This is a genomic window from Flavobacterium sp. UBA2787 (assembly GCA_002352205.1).
In the GTDB taxonomy this organism is placed as follows: Bacteria; Bacteroidota; Bacteroidia; order Flavobacteriales; family Flavobacteriaceae; genus Flavobacterium.
On sequence record DEHZ01000002.1, the window covers coordinates 300,605 to 319,137 of the forward strand.

An 18,533-nucleotide genomic window follows, 5' to 3' on the forward strand; every position below is an offset into this window, starting at 1 on the left:
TTTTCTTACTAATTTTATTCTGTTATATTTGCCGGAATAACTTTTAGAATGAGGAAACTTTACTTTTTTTTACTGCTTTTTACGACATTTCTCTCTGCTCAGGAAAAAACTGAAACTACCGCTTTGGATGTTCAATACTTTCGAGGAAATGTTTTGCCTCATACGGATGATTTGCAGCACTTTCTGCAAGGTCATCCCGATGGAGTTTTGATTAGTTTGTATAAAAAGACATACGGTCATCAAGAGTGGGAAAGAGCATTTAACTATCCTGATTATGGAGGCTATTTTATTTTTCAAGATTTTAAAAATGATATTTTAGGAAAAGTTTATGGAGTTGGAGCACACTATAATTTTTATTTTTTAAATCGAAAAGTTCAGTTTAAAATCGCACAAGGAGTTGCTTATACAACCGACCCACACGATAAAGAAAACAATAGTAAGAACTTTGCTTTTGGTTCTAAAATAGTGGCAAATACTAATTTTGCACTTAATTATACCACACCTATTGTTGATCGATTTGAATTAAAAGCAGGATTGCTATTTACACACTTTTCTAATGGAAGAATAAAAGCTCCCAATAGTGGTGTGAATTCGTATGGTGTAAATCTTGGTATTACCTATAATTTTGAAGAACCACTTGAAAGACAAATTGATACACTACCAAAGGTAAAATTTACAGAACCACTAAAATATAATTTAGTTTTAAGAACCGGAATTAGCGAAAATCCGATTATTGGAAGTGGTCAAAAACCCTTTTTTCATCCAGCTTTTTACATAGACAAAAGAATCAGCAGAAAAAGTGCTCTTCAATTGGGTACAGAGGTTTTTTTTACCAATTCATACAAAGAGTTTATAAAGTTTCAATCAATAGCTTATCCTGAAGAAAATGTAACGGCAGATACAGACTATAAAAGAGCCGGTGTTTTTATCGGTTATGAACTTTTTATTAATAGAATTTCGCTTGAAGCACAAGTGGGATATTATGTTTATCAACCTTATAAATCAGATATTCCTATTTATGATAGAGTAGGGATGAAATATTATATCACTAAAAAAATGTACACCGGATTATCCATTAAAACCCATATATTCTTGGCGGAAGCTATGGAGTTTGTCATGGGTGTAAGATTTTAAAACTATGAAAAAAATAATTTTAATAATCGTAATTGCTTCTTTTTTTTACAATTGTGAAAAGCCTGGAGATTGCATAAAATCAACAGGCGAAATAATTACAAGAGAAGTAGAAGTAACACCTTTTGAAACTATTTTTGTTTACACTGGTATTGAATTAGTAATCAAACAAGGACCGGAATATAAAGTGGAAGTCAAATCTGGCGAAAATTTAATTGATGATATTGAAGTAAAAATTGAAAATAATACACTCAGTTTAAAAGACAAAACCACTTGTAATTGGGTTCGGGATTATGGACAAACAATCGTTTATGTAACAGCTCCAAATTTAACTGATATTCATTCTAAAACAGAGCAAGCTATTAAGTCAGATGGCTTATTAACTTATCCGATAATTAGATTGTATGCAATGGATTTAAGTGATGGTGCCGGAACCGGTGATTTTATTTTTGAAGTTGATAATGGTCAATTAGTAATTCTAAATAATAATGTGTCCCGTTTCTTTATTTCCGGAAATACTCAAGAAGCGTTATTGAATTTTTATGATGGAAATGGTAGATTAGAAGCTCAAGATTTGGCTATTAATGTAGCAAAAGTTTTTCATCGAGGTTCAAATGATATGATTATTAGACCAATTCAAAGTGTCGAAGGCGATTTGTTTAGTACCGGTAATTTAATCCTATTAAATACACCACCAACTGTGAATCTAACAGAACATTATCAGGGTAGAGTAATTTATAACTAATTATTTCTTGGTTTTTTCTCTGAAAATAGCTTCCAAATTTTTACTTTTCAGATGAATTTGTAGCGTTTTCAAACCATTTTCATTCGCAAAATCAAATAGTTTTGAACGCATATCTTCCGACGATAAAAAAGTGATTTCCCAAATTGAATCAGTTATTTTTTTTGCTGATTTAAAGTTTGGTAAAATAGTCAGCAATTCTTCTGAAACAGCTTTATCAAATTCCACTTCTATCACTTGCTCTTGCTCATCAGACATCAATTTGTCCAATTTTTTATCCGTTACAATCTTTCCGTTGTTGATGATGATGACACGATCACAAATGGCTTCCACTTCCTGCATAATGTGTGTAGAAAGAAAAACAGTTTTATCTTTTCCGATGTTTTTTATTAAATCTCTGATCTCTACCAACTGATTCGGATCTAATCCTGTGGTAGGTTCATCTAAAATTAAAACTTCCGGATTGTGCAACAAAGCTGTAGCCAAACCAACGCGTTGACGATATCCTTTTGATAATTGTCCTATTTTTTTGTGACTTTCAGGCGTTAATCCAGTCAATTCAATTACTTCCTGAATTCTGTTTTTAGAAACTTTATAAACCTCCGCATTAAAAGCCAAATACTCCCGAACATATAAATCCAAATACAACGGATTGTGTTCCGGTAAATAGCCAACAATTTTTTGAACCTCTTGATTGGGATCCGATACATCAAAATTATTCACCGAAGCACTACCTTCATCTGCTGTAATGTAAGTGGTCAAAATTTTCATTAAAGTAGATTTTCCGGCACCATTTGGACCTAAAAATCCAACAATTTCTCCTTTATTTACAGAAAATGAAATGTTGTCTAATGCTTTCTGAGCACCATACATTTTTGAAATATTTTTAACTTCGATAGACATACGTAAAGATTTAAAGCAAAAGTAAAGTTTTTAACTCATTTTTTTTCTAAAAAGTATTTTGATTTAAATATTTTACTATATTAGCATTTCAAAATCACAACAAAAAGATGATTTCACATAACACATATTATTTTACTAATTTCTTTTATTTTTTCTTTTGGAAAAAATCGGGATTGGTATTGTGTTATGTAAGGTAAATTTTTTAATTCAAAAACAATATAAATCCCGATTCCATGTGAGTCGGGATTTTTTTATTTTATATGATAACAAAAATAGCAATTCAAGGTATAAAAGGTTCATTTCATCATCAAGTGGCAGAAAACTATTTTTCTGAATCGGTTGAGTTGGAAGAGTGCATGTCGTTTGAAAAATTGGTGAAAAATGTGAAAAATGACAAGTCAAGTAAAGGAATTATGGCTTTAGAAAATTCTATCGCCGGTTCTATTATTCCAAATTATGCTTTGATTGATGCCAACAATTTGCACATTATTGGTGAGTATTATTTAGACATTCATCACAACCTTTTGGCACTAAAAGGTCAAACGATTGAAGATATTAAAGAAGTGCAATCACACCCGATGGCATTGTTGCAATGTGCGGTTTTCTTTTCGAATTATCCACATATAAAATTAATTGAAAGCAGCGATACCGCCGAAACAGCCAAACGCATTCAAGAGCAAAAATTAGTTGGAGTTGCCGCAATTGCTAGTGTAAAAGCAGCGGATTTATATGATTTGGAAATTGTTGCAAACGGAATTCATACCGTAAAAAATAACACCACACGTTTTGTTATCGTTAAATCGGTGAATAAAGAAATTCCGAAAAACGAAATCAACAAAGCTTCGTTAAAATTTGAACTGGAAGATAAACCTGGCAACCTAGCCATTGTGTTGAAAATGATTAGCGATTGCCAATTAAATATGACCAAAATTCAATCTTTACCCATTATTGAAACACCCTTTCAATATTCATTTTTTATTGATGTTGTTTTTGAAAATTACAAAAATTACGAAGAAACAAAAATGAATTTACAACAAATGACCAGACATTTTAAAGTATTAGGCGAATATAAAAATGCACGACTATGATAGCAACCGCAGAACGATTAAATTCAGTTCAGGAATATTATTTTTCCAAAAAGTTGCGGGAAGTGAATCAGATGCTTTCCGAAGGAAAACCAATCATTAATATGGGAATCGGAAGTCCGGATTTGTTGCCGCATTTTTCAGTGGTCAATGCCATTCAGAATTCGATGAACGATAAAAAAGCTCACGAATACCAAAGTTATCAGGGTTTACCCGAACTTCGAAAAGCGATGACCACATTCTATCAAAATCAATTTAATGTTTCGATGGATTTTGCTTCGGAAGTTTTACCGTTGATGGGCTCGAAAGAAGGAATTATGCACGTTTCGATGGCATTTTTGAATAAATCAGATGAGGTTTTAATTCCAAATCCGGGTTATCCAACGTATGCTTCTGTAACCGAATTAGTGCAAGCAAAACCCATTTTTTATGACTTAGTTGAAGAGAATAATTGGCTTCCCGATTTTGAAGCTCTTGAAAAATTGGATTTATCAAAAGTCAAAATTATGTGGGTTTGCTATCCACATATGCCAACCGGAGCGAATGCCACGATGGAAGTTTTTGAAAAACTAATCGCTTTCGGAAAAAAGCATCATATTCTGATTGTCAATGATAATCCATATAGTTTTGTTTTGAATAGAAATCCAATGTCGATTTTTCAAGTGGAAGGAGCAAAAGAAATTGCGTTAGAACTTAATTCGCTCAGCAAATCGTTCAATATGTCAGGATGGCGAGTGGGAATGATTTTAGGAAATAAAACTTTTCTAGAAGCCGTCTTAAAAGTCAAAAGTAATATGGACAGCGGTATGTTTTATGGAATTCAAAAAGGTGCGATTGAAGCACTGAGTTTAGATAAAAATTGGTTTGAAAGTCAAAACGAAGTCTATTCCAAACGAAGAAATTTACTTTTTGAATTGGTTGAAAAATTGAGTTGTTCCTATAATAAAACAAGCGTTGGATTATTCATTTGGGCGAAGCTTCCAAAAAATGTAATTTCATCGGAAACATTTATTGATACGATTTTAATCGATAAAAATATTTTCATCACACCCGGAACAATTTTTGGCAGTAATGGCGAAGGATACATTCGGTTTTCGTTGTGTATAGAAGAAGAAAAAATTAAAGAAGCTTTAGCACGATTTTAGTATGAAAGTAACAATTATTGGTTTAGGATTAATTGGTGGTTCAATGGCTTTGGATATTCAACGATTCTATGAAAACGCCGTGATTATCGGAATTGATTCAAATGAAAATCACCTTGATGAAGCATTATCATTGGGGTTAATTCATCAAAAGGGAAATTTAGACGATGATTTTGATGGCGATTTTATCATTTTGGCTGTTCCGGTTGACGTGGCTTTGCTACTTTTGCCGAATATTTTGGATAACATTTCAGATAATACCATTGTGATTGATGTAGGTTCAACCAAAAAACCAATTTGCGAAACCGTTGAAAATCATCCTAAAAGAAGTAGCTTTTTAGCAACTCATCCAATCGCAGGAACTGAATTTTCCGGACCAAAAGCAGCCATCGAAAATTTATTTGAAGATAAAGTGAATATCATCTGTGAAATTGAAAAAACATCCTATAAAAAACAGGAAAAAGCATTGGAATTATTCCGAAATTTGAAGATGCGAATTCGCTATATGGAACCAAAATCGCACGACAAACACATTGCGTATGTTTCACATTTGTCGCATATTAGTTCGTTTATGTTAGGGAAAACAGTCATTGAAAAAGAAAAAGATGAAAAAGATATTTTTGATATGGCCGGAAGCGGCTTTGAAAGTACGGTTCGATTAGCCAAAAGTTCACCCTCGATGTGGACACCGATTTTTAAACAAAACAAAAAACAAATCGTCAAATCATTAGATGAATATATTACTAATTTATCATCCTTTAAATCATTTTTAGAATCGGATGATTACGAAGCCATTTTTAATGAAATGAAAAACACGAACAGAATTAAAGAAATTTTAAAATAAAAGATTGTCAGTTATCCAATAACCGACAACCTACAACAGCTATGGAAAACGATAAAAATTTAAAAAACTGGTTAACCGATTTTCAATTAGAACATCCGTTAGTAATTGCAGGACCTTGCAGTGCAGAAACCGAAGAACAAGTATTAAAAATTGCTCATGAATTAAAGAATTCCGATGTCAGTATTTTTCGTGCCGGAATTTGGAAACCGCGAACTCGACCCGGCGGATTTGAAGGAGTGGGAGCCATTGGGTTGAACTGGTTGCAAAAAGCCAAAGCAGAAACAGGCTTGCTTATGGCGGTTGAAGTTGCCAATGCCGCTCACGTAAAATTAGCGTTAGAATACGATATTGATGTGTTGTGGATTGGTGCCAGAACCACCGTGAACCCATTTGCCGTTCAAGAAATTGCCGATGCTTTGGAAGGAACCGATAAAATAGTTTTACTAAAAAACCCTGTAAATCCCGATTTATCATTGTGGATTGGTGGATTGGAACGATTGTATAATGCCAATATCAAAAAATTAGGCGTAATTCACCGTGGATTTTCTACTTACGAAAAAACAAAATACCGCAATAATCCGGAGTGGCAAATTGCAATCGATTTACAAAATCGATTTCCCGATCTGCCTTTAATTTGTGATCCTTCGCACATTACCGGAAAGCGGGATATGATTCAGGAAGTTTCGCAACAAGCTTTGGATTTAAACTATGATGGTTTAATTATCGAAACCCATATTGATCCGGATAATGCTTGGAGTGATGCGGCTCAACAAGTGACACCAGCGGTTTTAAAACAAATTTTTCACGATTTACGCGTTCGGAAAGAAACCGATGAAGCTGATGATTATACGATGCGAATGAACAAACTACGTACTCAAATCGATGAGTTTGACAGTAAAATTCTCGAAATTTTGGGTGGAAGAATGAAAATTGCCGATCAAATCGGAGGATTAAAAAAAGAAAAGAACGTGGCTATCCTACAAAACAAAAGATGGCAAGAAATTTTAGATAAAATGATTTCAGAAGGAAGTCAAAAAGGATTGAGCGAAGATTTTATTGTGCAACTTTTCAAAGCAATTCACCAAGAAAGTATCGATCATCAAGAGAAAATTATCAATTCTTGATTGATGAAAACGTGTATCTTTGCCCTATGACAGGAATCGTTTATAAATCTACCGGAAGTTGGTATACCGTTAAAGCCGAAAACAATCAATTTTATGATTGCAGGATTAAAGGGAAATTCCGTATGAAAGGAATCAAAAGTACCAACCCAATTGCGGTGGGCGATGTGGTTGATTTTGAAATTGATGAAACTTCTGATGCGATTACAGGAAGCATTCATAACATTCACGATAGAAAGAATTATATTGTTCGAAAATCGGTTAATCTATCGAAACAAACGCACATCATTGCATCCAATATTGATATTGTTTTTTTGTTGGTTACCATCAATAATCCAATAACAACAACAAGTTTTATTGATCGATTTTTGGTAACAGCCGAAGCCTATCACATCAAAGCCGTATTGATTTTTAATAAAGTGGATACGTATGATGAAGCCACTTTAGACGAACAATTGTTTTTGCAATATACTTACAATCAAATAGGTTATGAATGCCTTCGCGTTTCTGCCACAGCAAAAAAGGGGTTAGACGAATTGAAGCAAATGATGGAAGGAAAAGTGTGTATGTTTTCCGGTCATTCCGGTGTTGGAAAATCAACTTTAGTGAATGCTTTAGAACCCAATTTAAATTTAAAAACCAAACAAATTTCCGATATACATCAGCAAGGGCAACATACTACCACTTTTGCAGAAATGTTTGATTTATCATTCAATTCAAAAATAATTGATACACCCGGTATTCGCGGATTTGGGATTGTGGATATGGAAAAACAAGAAATCAAAGGATATTTTCCTGAATTTTTTGAGTTGGAAGATCAATGCAAATTCAACAATTGTTTGCACAAAGACGAACCCAATTGTGCCATTAAAAATGCATTAGAAGAAGATAAAATAGCTTGGTCTCGCTATAAAAGTTACCTTCAAATTTTAGAAGGTGACGAGGAACAGTACAGAAATGATATTTATGCTGATGGAAGAAATCAAGACATTGATTAACCAATTACCCATTACCTTTCACCAATTACCATAAAAAATGAAAGCCGTTATTCAAAGAGTTTCACAATCCTCAGTAACCATCGAAGGAGAAATTGTAGCTTCCATTCAAAAAGGTTTGTTAGTCTTAGTAGGAATTGAAGAGTCAGATAGCAAAGAAGATATAGAATGGCTTTCTACAAAAATTGTAAATCTTCGCATTTTTGGTGATCAAAATGATGTCATGAATTTATCGGTTAAAGATATTGATGGCGAAATGATTATCGTGAGTCAATTTACACTTCATGCATCAACAAAAAAGGGCAATCGTCCGTCCTACATTAAAGCGGCAAAACCTGAAATTGCAATTCCGATATATGAGAAATTCATCCTACAAATAGAGAAAGAGTTAGAAAAGAAAGTACAAACCGGTCAGTTCGGTGCCGATATGAAAGTGGTACTTTTAAATGACGGTCCGGTAACGATATTAATTGATACAAAAAATAAAGAATAATCTTTGTTTTCTATTTCTTTTATTCTATTTTTGATGAATAGAGTTTCCAAAAACTACACCAAATTAATTACTACTCTCCGAATACTTTCGTTCGGAATTTTATGAATTTTTATGAAAAATATAAGTTGGACTCTATTTCTTTATCTAGCTTTTTTAACATCCGTTAAAGCTCAAATTTTTTCTGATTTTTTAATCCCAAAAGAGTTAAAAGAAAATGCAAATGCCTGTATTCGTTTACAAGAAACGGAAATCAACATAAAATCCAGGAGGTCAATGACCATAAAATCCAAGCGTGTTGTAACAATATTTAATGAATATGGTTTACATCACATGAATGCCTCACAATATTATGATAAGAGTTTAAAGATAGTTTCAATTGAAGCTCAAATACTAAATTCGCTTGGCTCAGAAATTAAAAAATTTAAGAAGAAAGACTTCAGGGATCAAAGTATTGCTGATGGCATTTCAATATATACTGACAATCGTGCTTTAAATTTGGATTACACACCAATATCCTATCCTTTTACTTTAGTTTTTGAATGTGAAGTAGAAACCTCAAATACAGCTTTTATTCCAAGTTGGGCACCATTGGAAAATTATTTTTTAAGTACTGAAAAAAGTAAAATAACTATTTCTTATCCACAAGATTTGGGATTTAAGTATAAAGAGGATAATTTTGATGGTTTTTCAATTCAAAAAACAGATGAAACTGGAAAGTTGTCATTTGAAGCTAACAATATTGAAGCTCTTAGACAAGAAGACTATGCTCCTAGTTTACGAAAATTTACACCTTTAGTTATTTTTGGATTAAATAAATTTCATTTAGAGGGAGTTGACGGAGAGGCAGAAACATGGAGCAACTTTGGCTCTTGGGTTTATACTAATTTGTTAAGTGGAACAGACGAACTTTCCGAGGAAACAAAATCTAAAATTAAAGCTCATGTTGGCAATGAAACCGATGCATTAAAGATAACAGAAAAAGTTTTTGAATATGTTCAAAATAAAACAAGGTATGTTAGCATTCAAATGGGAATCGGTGGATGGAAGCCTATGTTGGCAAAAGACGTTGATAAATTAGGATACGGCGATTGTAAAGCACTTTCAAACTATACAAGAGCGTTACTAAATGTAGTAGGGGTAGAGTCATATTATACAATTATTTATGGGGACAAATACAGAAGAGATATTAACCCTGATTTTGTTTCTATGCAGGGAAATCATGCGGTATTATGTATTCCTTATCAAAACGAATTAAAATGGATGGAATGTACAAATCAAATTGTTCCATTTGATTTTCAAGCAAATTTTACTGATGATAGAAAGGCACTTATAATAAAATCTAGTGGTGGTGAAATAATTGATACAAAAGTTTATTCTGAAAAAAACAATAGCCAAAAAACAATAGGAAATTATTCTCTAAATCCGGACGGTAAAATCACAGGAAACGTGTCAATAAAATCAAAAGGAACACAATACGATAGAAAATATTTATTGGAAAGAAAATCAAAAGACGATTTAGACAAACACTATAAAAATTATTTCAGTACAATCAACAATTTACAATGGAAAAATCCAATGTTTGAAAATAATAAACAAGCAATAGAATTTACTGAAAAAATTGATTTAGAAGCAGAGAATTATGCCTCAAAAAGCGGTCAACGTTTGATGTTTGCCTTAAATGCTTTTAATCAGTACTCTGCTATTCCCAAACGTTATAGAATTAGAAATTCGCCTTTTGAAATTGCAAGAGGTTTTTATGATTTTGATGACATTGCAATCGATTTGCCAGAAAATTATTCTGTAGAATCGATTCCTGAATCGGTAGAATTTCAAGAAAAATTCGGTCATTACAAAACCGAAATCCAATTAAATGAAAAAAAAATAGTTTATAAACGTTCATTAACCATTAACAAAGGATTTTATGCCAAATCCGAATACGAAGAATACAGAAAATTCATTGAAAAAATAGCTAAAAATGACAACGCAAAATTGGTATTAATTCAAAAATAAGCAATATGACATCTATTAAAAAAATCAGTACAGTTTGTTTTTTTATACTTTTTTCAATGACTTGTTTTAGTCAATCGTATGAATTGGGAAAAGTTACTGTTGCAGAACTGGAAGAAAAAGAACATCCCATTGAAAAAGATGCTGAGGCTGCAGTTTTGTTTAATATTGGTAAAACTTTTTTTGAATTCGACATAGATAAAGGGTTTAAACTAGTCACAGAAGTAACTACCAAAATCAAAGTTTACAAGAAAGAAGGTTATTCTTTTGCTGATATTTCTGTACCCATTTATGTTGGTGATAGTGAAAAGGAAACTGTCAGTTTCTCAAAAACATTTACATATAATCTTGTAAATGGCAAAATCGAGAAAACTAAAATGAAGAGTGATGGAGAGTTTACCGAAAAAGTTAATAAATACTGGAGTGTTGTAAAAATTTCACTTCCTAATGTTAGAGAAGGTTCAATTATAGAATACAAATATGAATTGACTTCTCCCTTTTTATCCAATCTCCCTGAGTGGTATTTTCAAAAAAGTATTCCTGTTAATTTTTCAAAATATGAAACAATAATTCCGGAGTATTTGGTATATAATCCAAGAATTAAAGGGTATGTTTTGCCCAAAGTGACTGCCTCCTCTAAGAACACTAGATATAATTATACTGAAAAGGATAGATCAGGGAATAGGGTTTCAAAAACATCCTTTTCATATGAAAATATAGATTACAAAGAATCAATAACAACTTATATTTTGGAGATGTCTCCATCTATGAAAGATGAAGATTTTGTAAGTAATATAAAGGATTATACAGCAGGTGTAAGTCATGAATTATCAATTATAAAATACCCTAATTCACCAATAAAAACACTTTCTTATTCATGGGAAGATGTTTGTAAAAGTATATACGATAACGAAAATTTCGGTTCTGAATTAAAAAAAGCAGGTTATTTTGAAACGGATATTGAACAACTGTTACAAGGTAAAAATACGAGAGAGGAAAAGATAGTAACGCTATTAGAATATGTCAAAAAGCAGGTGAAATGGAATAATTTCAATGGAATTTTTTGTGATGACGGTTTAAAGAGTGCTTATAAAAATAGAACAGGAAATGTGGCTGAAATTAATTTGATGCTGGTTTCTATGCTCAGATTTGCAGGATTAGAGGCCAACCCGGTGTTAGTAAGTACAAAATCAAACGGAATACCACTGTTTCCATCACGAACCGCATTTAATTATGTTATTTGTGCAGTAGAAATACCGGATGGTGTTATTATGTTGGATGCAACAGATATGAATAGCAGTCTAAATATTATGCCTACTAGGGTTTTGAATTGGCAAGGTCGTTTAATAAGAAAAGAAGGAAGTTCAGTTTTTGTTGACCTTAGACCGTCATTTGTGTCAAAAGAAAACACATCAGGATTACTTTCAATCGATGTAGAAGGAAACGTAAGCGGGAAATTGAGAACTCAATATTTCGATTATAATGCTTATCGATTTAGAAATAATTATTTATACAGTAATAATGAAAATTATATAGAATCTTTAGAGAAAAAACTTGGACAAATTGAAATTGATGATTATTTGGTTACTAATGAAAACATATTATCTAAACCAATACTCGAAGAATTTTCGTTTAAACATTCTGACTTAATCGAGATTATTGGTGACAAAATGTATTTTTCCCCTCTACTTTTTTATTCATTAAACGAAAATCCTTTTAAAGTTGAAAAAAGAGATTATCCGATAGATTTTGTTTATCCTCAAGAGGACAAATACACAATTACTATTAATCTTCCTGAAGGATATGTGGTAGAATCTGTACCACAAAACACAGTATTTGCTATAGAAAACAGTCTATTAGTATATAGATTTAATCTAAATCCTTCAGAAGGGAAGATTCAAATTGGGGCTACATTAACTATAAATGAAGCTATGATTACTCCCAATAATTATAACTATTTAAAGGATTTTTTCAAGAAAGTTGTAGAAAATCAAACAGAAAAAATTGTTTTAAAAAAGATCTAATAATATGAATTTAAAAAAAGCTATTCTGTTAATGGTATTGATACACACTCCTCTAAATGCTCAGAAATTGGAATTTGGTAAAGTAACAAAGCAAGAATTGGAGGAAAAAATTCATCCCATTGACACTTCGGCCAATGCAGCGATATTATTCAAGAAAGCAAGAACACATTTTTATTATACAGATAAAAAAGGTTTTCAGTGTGAAACAACCTATGAAATTAAACTTAAAATCTATAAAAAAGAAGGTCTTATTTGGGCAAACTATTCTATCCCATATTATATTGGTTGGAGTGAATTAGATAATGACAACGTGTTTTTTTCAGATGTAGTAACTTACAATTTGGAAGATAATAAAATTGAAAAAACAAAATTATCAGCACAAGGACTTTTCAAAGAAAAAATAAATGAATATTGGATGAAAAAGACTATTACTTTTCCAAATGTCAAGGTAGGCTCTGTAATAGAGTTTAAATATAAGCTTGTTTCAGAAAATATAGGAAGACTTCCAGACTTTGACTTTCAAGAGACAATTCCAGTAAATTTTGCTGAATATAGATCAGAAATACCCGTGAATTATGTATATAATACCATTTTAAGAGGTTACTCAAGTGTCGAGCAAGAGTCAAAGGATGAGATTTTTACACAATCTTTTACAGGAGAACACAATCTTACACAACAGCTGAGCTATACCCTAAGAAAGCAAAAGTACACCCTAAAAAATATACCAGCGTTAATAGAAGAGCCTTATACTGACAATGTCGAAAACTACCGAATTAAGATAGAAAAAGAATTAAGTCAAATAGCGTTTAAGGATAGTCCTTTAAAAAATTATGCTCAAACTTGGAATGATGTAGCTAAAAGCATTTCTAAAAATGAAAAATTTAGTAAAGAATTTCACGCCAGAGGTTACTTTGAAGAAATAGTAAAAAAGAGTATTTCTTCAGAAGAAAGCAATTTGAATAAAACAAAAATTATTTTTAATCACGTTAAAAGTAAAATTAAATGGAACGGAAATTTTGGATATTATCCAGAAATAGGAGTCAAAGAGGCATATTATAAAAATGTTGGAAATGTAGCAGACATAAACTTGAATCTAATTATAATGCTAAGAAGTGCAGGAATTAATGCTTCACCTGTTCTCATCAGTACACGTAAAAATGGAAAAACTGTTTTTCCAAGTAGAGAAGGTTTTAACTATTTAATTGTTTCGGCAAACATTGATAATCAGCAAATTTTAATGGATGCAACAGACCCAAATTCTACTTTTAACATTTTACCAATTAGATGCCTAAATGGAACAGGACGAGCAATAAATATTATAGAGCAAGCTGAAGAAATTGTTGTAAATCCAACTAACTTATCAAAATCAATAACCTTTATTCAAGCAGATTTGTCCTCAGATGGAACTTTCAAAGGAAAAGTAAGATTGACAAAAAGTGATTATAATGCTTTTTTATTTAGAGATAGATATGCCAATACTAATAAAGATTTTTATTTAGAAAAATTAGAGGAAGATAATAATCTAATTATAGCAGAATATAAACTTGAAAATGAAAAAGAACTAGACAAAATGATAATTGAAACATTTTCATTTTCAAATGCAAATGTATCTGATATAAGTGGAGATAAAATTATTTTTAATCCTTTTTTGTTTTACACAAATAATGTTAACCCATTTAAACAAGATAGCAGGTCAATGCCTATTGATTTTGTATTTCCTAAACAAGATAAATATATGATAAATATAGCCATCCCAGAAGGCTATCAAGTTGAATATTTACCAAAATCTGTAACAATTACATTGACGGATAAAAGTGTTTTTTTAAATTTCAATATTTCATCAGATAATGACAAAATAACAATTCAATCAGTTTTTGATGTAAATAAATCCACTTTTGTTCCGAGTGATTATGCTGATTTAAAGAATATTTTCAAAATTTACATCGAAAAACAAACTGAATCTATCATACTAAAAAAAATATAACCATGAACCTACAAAACTCCCAACTCGAAGTAGACAACTGGATAAAAAAACACGGCGTTCGTTATTTCAACGAATTAACCAATATGGCTCAACTTACCGAAGAAGTAGGTGAGGTGGCCCGAATAATTGCCCGTCGCTACGGCGAACAATCCGAAAAAGAAAGCGATAAAAACAAAGACATTGGTGAAGAATTAGCCGATGTGGTTTTTGTAGTTTTGTGTCTCGCCAACCAAACCGGTATCGATTTGCAAGCCGCTTTCGATAAAAAATTAGATATAAAAACCAATCGAGACCACGATCGTCATCAGAATAACGAAAAATTGAAATAATGAAAAAACATCTTGCCACACTAATAGCCGGAGTTTTAATTATTGGGACATTATTTGGATTGATGCTTTATTTTGTAGAAAAAAAAATGCTGTTAAAAGATATTATTATGTTGAGCATTTTGTTCGGAATTAGTATGGCTCTTGGCGAAATATTTATCTTTGAAAAAATCAGAAACAGAAAAAAAGAAAAATGAACTGGATTCTCCTTATCATCGCCGGATTATTCGAAGTAGCATTTGCAACCTGTCTTGGCAAAGCCAAAGAAACCACAGGAACAACGATGTGGATTTGGTATGGCGGATTTTTAATTTGCCTCACCATCAGTATGCTGCTTTTGATAAAGGTCACAAAAGAATTACCCATCGGAACAGCTTATGCGGTGTGGACAGGCATTGGAGCAGTCGGCAGTGTCCTTGTCGGAATCTTTGTTTTCAAAGAACCCGCTACTTTTTGGAGAGTGTTTTTCATTAGCACCCTAATCATTTCAATCATCGGACTAAAAGTTGTCACTAAATAATGGATTTAAAATTAACCTATAACCCGCAACCCGCAACCCGCAACCTTCAACTAAAAATCACCGGTTCCAAATCAGAAACCAACCGATTATTATTGTTACAAGCACTATATCCAAACATCAAATTAGAAAACACCTCCAATTCCGATGATAGTGAAGTAATGCTCAAAGCATTGGAAAACCCGCAACCCGCAACCCGCAACCCGCAACTCATAGACATCCACCACGCCGGCACAGCCATGCGATTCCTAACCGCTTTTTTCTCCATTCAACAAGGAAAAGAAGTCATTTTAACTGGCTCATCCCGAATGAAAGAAAGACCAATTAAAATTCTTATCGATGCATTAAATCAATTAGGAGCCGAAATCACATACGAAGAAAACGAAGGCTTTCCGCCCATCAGAATCAAAGGAAAAAAGTTAACCCAAAATAAAGTTTCCCTTCCGGCAAACGTTAGTAGTCAATATATTTCCGCCTTATTACTAATCGCCCCAAAACTCGAAAACGGTCTAGAACTCACCCTCGAAGGCGAAATCACATCCATTCCCTACATCAATATGACATTGGCGTTACTCAACGAAATCGGCGTTAAAACATCCTTTGAAAATAGTATGATAAAGGTTAACCCGCAACCCGCAACCCGCAACCCGCAACCATTAACCATTGAATCCGATTGGTCCTCCGCATCCTACTGGTATTCCATAATCGCTCTATCAGAAATCGGTACACAAATCACCCTTTCAAGCTACAAAAAAAACAGCCTGCAAGGCGATGCCGCCTTAGTCGAAATCTATAAAAGTTTTGGAGTAGAAACCGACTTTAACAATAATACAATCCTCTTACGCAAAACAGATAACCCAAAACCCGCAACTTTCAACTCGCAACTAAACAACTCCCCCGACATCGCCCAAACCATCGCCGTAACCTGTTTCGGACTCGGCATCGGCTGCTACCTCACAGGCTTACATACCTTAAAAATTAAAGAAACAGACCGTTTAGAAGCTTTAAAAACCGAACTATCAAAATTCGGAGCAAACATTTCAGTTACAAATGATAGTCTTACATTACAACCTTCAGAAAAAATAATTGAAAATGTTTCCATCGCAACCTACCAAGACCACCGTATGGCTATGGCTTTCGCACCACTCGCACTAAATGTTCCCATCACCATCCAAAATGCCGAAGTTGTCTCAAAATCTTACCCCACTTTTTGGGAAGATTTAAAAAACTACGGATTTCAAATTGCGGAATAAAACCAAAATTCCACAATAAATTCAACTCAGAAACTCAGTCTCTCAGCCACTCAGCTACTTATTAAAAAAAATAAACCTCAAAACACTTGACAACGCCTATCTCACAATCGTATATTTGCAACCTGAATTTTAAATGTCTACGGAAATAATCCTTAAACTTTTAAACTTTTAAACTTTAAACTTCTTTAAATGAAATTATCTCATTTTCAATTCAATCTTCCAACAGAATTATTGGCTGAATACCCTGCAGAAAACCGCGACGAATCTCGTCTAATGGTGATTGACAGAGCAAAAAAAACAATCGAACACAAAACGTTCAAAGACATCATCAACTATTTTGACGATGGCGATGTGATGATTATGAACAACACCAAAGTTTTCCCTGCTCGTCTTTACGGAAACAAAGAAAAAACAGGTGCAAGAATCGAAGTGTTTTTATTGCGTGAACTTAACGCCGAACAACGTCTTTGGGATGTATTGGTAGATCCGGCTCGAAAAATTCGTATCGGAAACAAATTGTACTTCGGAGATGATGATTCATTGGTAGCAGAAGTAATCGACAACACCACATCTCGTGGAAGAACATTGCGATTTTTATATGACGGTTCGTATGACGAATTCAGAAATAAATTAACCGAATTGGGCGAAACCCCAATCCCAAAATACATCACCAGAGAAGTAACTCCCGAAGACGAAGAGCGTTACCAAACCATCTACGCCAAAGTAGAAGGAGCCGTAGCCGCACCAACTGCCGGATTGCATTTCTCCAGACATTTAATGAAACGCCTTGAAATTAAAGGAGTTGACTTTGCCGAAGTAACCCTACACGTTGGTCTCGGGACATTCAACCCGGTTGAGGTCGAAGATTTGTCTAAACACAAAATGGACTCCGAAGAGTTAATCATCACACAAGAAGCGTGCGACATCGTGAACAACGCCATCACACAAAAAAAACGAATTTGTTGTGTCGGAACAACTTCGATGAGAGCCATCGAATCATCGGTTTCCTCAGCAAGAACAATGAATCCGTTCGAAGGTTGGACAAATAAATTCATCTATCCGCCTTACGATTTCAGTATCGCCAATTGTATGATAACCAACTTCCACACACCAAAATCAACGTTATTAATGATGATTTCGGCTTTCTGCGGACACGATTTAATGAAAAAAGCATACGAAGAAGCAATCAAAGAAAAATACAAATTCTACTCCTACGGTGATGCAATGTTAATCATCTAAAAATACAAAATCCCAATCTTTTCCGGTTGGGATTTTTTTTTGGGCGTTTTACGGGCTTTTCACTCCAAGTCCTCGCCCAAAACGCCATTTTCTAAGGGCACAAAAGAGCTTCCGTTGGTCGCTTTTTGTGCCTAAGAAAATTGGCGTTTTGTGCTGTGGGCTTTCCGTTTCAATCCCTAACGCAGATTGTGCTAAAATGAGATTTAGTTTTCAAATTAATTTTGTTTAGTTGAATGTTAATATATTATATTAGCTAAAATTATACTATACATCTCGAAAAATGTCTAAAAAGAAATTAAAGTATATCCACTATTATATTATTGTATTCGTGATTTTAATAGCTTTTTTTGGAATTAGAGGTTGTCTTATCCAAAAGAAAATTAAAAAAGAGGGAAAAGATATTATAGCAAAATTTATCAAGAAAGAGAGAATACCTAAAACAACACATTTTTACTTTGGGTATTATTACAATGGAAAATATTTTGAAACCTTAAGGACAGGAATTAAATACTCAATTACAAATTCTGATGAAGAAACTAAATTGATCGATAATTTAGAGTTAAATAGTTTTTATATAGCAAAATTTAATGAAAATTATCCTGAATCAATTATTGTAAATCCATCAATGAAAATCACAGATACATTGTTAATTAAAAGTTCGGGTTTTTCATTTGATGAGTAATCTATTTCAATATATATTCTTGGTGTAATTACTGCATTTCTGTTG

The 18,533-nt window shown here is 32.9% G+C and carries 18 protein-coding genes; 17 read left to right on the forward strand and 1 reads right to left on the reverse strand.

Annotated elements, in window-relative coordinates; genetic code table 11:
• Positions 1-48: 48 nt before the first annotated feature.
• Together B4N66_RS01660 and B4N66_RS01665 are read left to right on the forward strand one after the other, a co-directional pair.
• A complete protein-coding gene (locus tag B4N66_RS01660; RefSeq protein WP_291092003.1) occupies positions 49-1,134 on the forward strand; it encodes an acyloxyacyl hydrolase in 1,086 nt (361 codons plus the stop codon).
• Positions 1,135-1,138: 4 nt separating this feature from the next.
• Positions 1,139-1,876 carry a head GIN domain-containing protein gene (locus tag B4N66_RS01665; RefSeq protein WP_291092004.1) on the forward strand — a complete coding sequence of 246 codons (738 nt, stop codon included), beginning with the start codon at positions 1,139-1,141 and terminating at the stop codon, positions 1,874-1,876.
• Here B4N66_RS01665 and gldA read toward each other — a convergent pair whose 3' ends face one another.
• Positions 1,877-2,776: a gliding motility-associated ABC transporter ATP-binding subunit GldA gene (gene gldA, locus B4N66_RS01670; protein ID WP_291092005.1), complete on the reverse strand. Its 900-nt coding sequence runs from the start codon at positions 2,774-2,776 to the stop codon at positions 1,877-1,879.
• Positions 2,777-3,036: 260 nt separating this feature from the next.
• Here gldA and B4N66_RS01675 point away from each other — a divergent pair, with 260 nt between their 5' ends.
• The 15 genes from B4N66_RS01675 (at position 3,037) to B4N66_RS01745 (ending at position 18,488) form a co-directional block, all read left to right on the forward strand.
• Positions 3,037-3,864 (forward strand): prephenate dehydratase, encoded by an 828-nt coding sequence (locus tag B4N66_RS01675; RefSeq protein WP_291092006.1) that lies wholly within the window; start codon positions 3,037-3,039, stop codon positions 3,862-3,864.
• The gene (locus tag B4N66_RS01680) at positions 3,861-5,006 is read left to right on the forward strand and encodes a pyridoxal phosphate-dependent aminotransferase (RefSeq protein WP_291092007.1); all 1,146 of its coding nucleotides are present in this window, start codon (positions 3,861-3,863) and stop codon (positions 5,004-5,006) included. The genes B4N66_RS01675 and B4N66_RS01680 overlap by 4 nt, the downstream gene beginning before the upstream one ends.
• Position 5,007: 1 nt before the next feature.
• Entirely contained in the window at positions 5,008-5,847 is an 840-nt protein-coding gene (locus B4N66_RS01685) for a prephenate dehydrogenase (RefSeq protein WP_291092008.1), read from the forward strand.
• 41 nt (positions 5,848-5,888) lie between these two features.
• Positions 5,889-6,971, forward strand: a complete 1,083-nt coding sequence (locus B4N66_RS01690) for a bifunctional 3-deoxy-7-phosphoheptulonate synthase/chorismate mutase type II (protein WP_291092009.1) — start codon at positions 5,889-5,891, stop codon at positions 6,969-6,971.
• 26 nt (positions 6,972-6,997) lie between these two features.
• Positions 6,998-7,966, forward strand: a complete 969-nt coding sequence (gene rsgA / locus B4N66_RS01695; protein ID WP_291092010.1) for a ribosome small subunit-dependent GTPase A — start codon at positions 6,998-7,000, stop codon at positions 7,964-7,966.
• A gap of 37 nt (positions 7,967-8,003) precedes the next feature.
• Positions 8,004-8,456 carry a D-aminoacyl-tRNA deacylase gene (dtd, locus tag B4N66_RS01700; RefSeq protein ID WP_291092011.1) on the forward strand — a complete coding sequence of 151 codons (453 nt, stop codon included), beginning with the start codon at positions 8,004-8,006 and terminating at the stop codon, positions 8,454-8,456.
• Positions 8,457-8,567: 111 nt separating this feature from the next.
• Positions 8,568-10,466: a DUF3857 domain-containing protein gene (locus B4N66_RS01705; RefSeq protein WP_291092012.1), complete on the forward strand. Its 1,899-nt coding sequence runs from the start codon at positions 8,568-8,570 to the stop codon at positions 10,464-10,466.
• 5 nt (positions 10,467-10,471) lie between these two features.
• Positions 10,472-12,487 (forward strand): DUF3857 domain-containing protein, encoded by a 2,016-nt coding sequence (locus tag B4N66_RS01710; RefSeq protein WP_291092013.1) that lies wholly within the window; start codon positions 10,472-10,474, stop codon positions 12,485-12,487.
• 4 nt (positions 12,488-12,491) lie between these two features.
• The gene (locus B4N66_RS01715; protein ID WP_291092014.1) at positions 12,492-14,471 is read left to right on the forward strand and encodes a DUF3857 domain-containing protein; all 1,980 of its coding nucleotides are present in this window, start codon (positions 12,492-12,494) and stop codon (positions 14,469-14,471) included.
• A 2-nt stretch (positions 14,472-14,473) separates the two neighbouring features.
• Positions 14,474-14,800, forward strand: a complete 327-nt coding sequence (locus tag B4N66_RS01720) for a nucleotide pyrophosphohydrolase (RefSeq protein WP_291092015.1) — start codon at positions 14,474-14,476, stop codon at positions 14,798-14,800.
• The gene (locus B4N66_RS01725) at positions 14,800-14,994 is read left to right on the forward strand and encodes a hypothetical protein (protein WP_291092016.1); all 195 of its coding nucleotides are present in this window, start codon (positions 14,800-14,802) and stop codon (positions 14,992-14,994) included. Before B4N66_RS01720 ends, B4N66_RS01725 begins: the two co-directional genes overlap by 1 nt.
• Complete coding sequence (locus B4N66_RS01730) at positions 14,991-15,317, forward strand: DMT family transporter (RefSeq protein ID WP_291092017.1); 327 nt, start codon at positions 14,991-14,993, stop codon at positions 15,315-15,317. Before B4N66_RS01725 ends, B4N66_RS01730 begins: the two co-directional genes overlap by 4 nt.
• Positions 15,317-16,567, forward strand: coding sequence for a 3-phosphoshikimate 1-carboxyvinyltransferase (gene aroA, locus B4N66_RS01735; RefSeq protein WP_291092018.1), 1,251 nt, complete (start codon positions 15,317-15,319; stop codon positions 16,565-16,567). The genes B4N66_RS01730 and aroA overlap by 1 nt, the downstream gene beginning before the upstream one ends.
• 189 nt (positions 16,568-16,756) lie before the next feature.
• On the forward strand, positions 16,757-17,806 hold the full coding sequence (gene queA / locus B4N66_RS01740) for a tRNA preQ1(34) S-adenosylmethionine ribosyltransferase-isomerase QueA (RefSeq protein WP_291092019.1): 1,050 nt from the start codon (positions 16,757-16,759) through the stop codon (positions 17,804-17,806).
• A gap of 280 nt (positions 17,807-18,086) precedes the next feature.
• Positions 18,087-18,488, forward strand: coding sequence for a hypothetical protein (locus B4N66_RS01745; RefSeq protein WP_291092020.1), 402 nt, complete (start codon positions 18,087-18,089; stop codon positions 18,486-18,488).
• The last annotated feature ends 45 nt before the right edge of the window (positions 18,489-18,533 follow it).

Excerpts from the sequence above, each read along its gene's own strand:
- B4N66_RS01660 (WP_291092003.1), top strand. The coding sequence starts at position 49 with ATGAGGAAACTTTACTTTTTTTTACTGCTTTTTACGACATTTCTCTCT.
- B4N66_RS01665 (WP_291092004.1), top strand. The coding sequence starts at position 1,139 with ATGAAAAAAATAATTTTAATAATCGTAATTGCTTCTTTTTTTTACAAT.
- gldA (WP_291092005.1), bottom strand. The coding sequence starts at position 2,776 with ATGTCTATCGAAGTTAAAAATATTTCAAAAATGTATGGTGCTCAGAAA.
- B4N66_RS01675 (WP_291092006.1), top strand. The coding sequence starts at position 3,037 with ATGATAACAAAAATAGCAATTCAAGGTATAAAAGGTTCATTTCATCAT.
- B4N66_RS01680 (WP_291092007.1), top strand. The coding sequence starts at position 3,861 with ATGATAGCAACCGCAGAACGATTAAATTCAGTTCAGGAATATTATTTT.
- B4N66_RS01685 (WP_291092008.1), top strand. The coding sequence starts at position 5,008 with ATGAAAGTAACAATTATTGGTTTAGGATTAATTGGTGGTTCAATGGCT.
- B4N66_RS01690 (WP_291092009.1), top strand. The coding sequence starts at position 5,889 with ATGGAAAACGATAAAAATTTAAAAAACTGGTTAACCGATTTTCAATTA.
- rsgA (WP_291092010.1), top strand. The coding sequence starts at position 6,998 with ATGACAGGAATCGTTTATAAATCTACCGGAAGTTGGTATACCGTTAAA.
- dtd (WP_291092011.1), top strand. The coding sequence starts at position 8,004 with ATGAAAGCCGTTATTCAAAGAGTTTCACAATCCTCAGTAACCATCGAA.
- B4N66_RS01705 (WP_291092012.1), top strand. The coding sequence starts at position 8,568 with ATGAAAAATATAAGTTGGACTCTATTTCTTTATCTAGCTTTTTTAACA.
- B4N66_RS01710 (WP_291092013.1), top strand. The coding sequence starts at position 10,472 with ATGACATCTATTAAAAAAATCAGTACAGTTTGTTTTTTTATACTTTTT.
- B4N66_RS01715 (WP_291092014.1), top strand. The coding sequence starts at position 12,492 with ATGAATTTAAAAAAAGCTATTCTGTTAATGGTATTGATACACACTCCT.
- B4N66_RS01720 (WP_291092015.1), top strand. The coding sequence starts at position 14,474 with ATGAACCTACAAAACTCCCAACTCGAAGTAGACAACTGGATAAAAAAA.
- B4N66_RS01725 (WP_291092016.1), top strand. The coding sequence starts at position 14,800 with ATGAAAAAACATCTTGCCACACTAATAGCCGGAGTTTTAATTATTGGG.
- B4N66_RS01730 (WP_291092017.1), top strand. The coding sequence starts at position 14,991 with ATGAACTGGATTCTCCTTATCATCGCCGGATTATTCGAAGTAGCATTT.
- aroA (WP_291092018.1), top strand. The coding sequence starts at position 15,317 with ATGGATTTAAAATTAACCTATAACCCGCAACCCGCAACCCGCAACCTT.
- queA (WP_291092019.1), top strand. The coding sequence starts at position 16,757 with ATGAAATTATCTCATTTTCAATTCAATCTTCCAACAGAATTATTGGCT.
- B4N66_RS01745 (WP_291092020.1), top strand. The coding sequence starts at position 18,087 with ATGTCTAAAAAGAAATTAAAGTATATCCACTATTATATTATTGTATTC.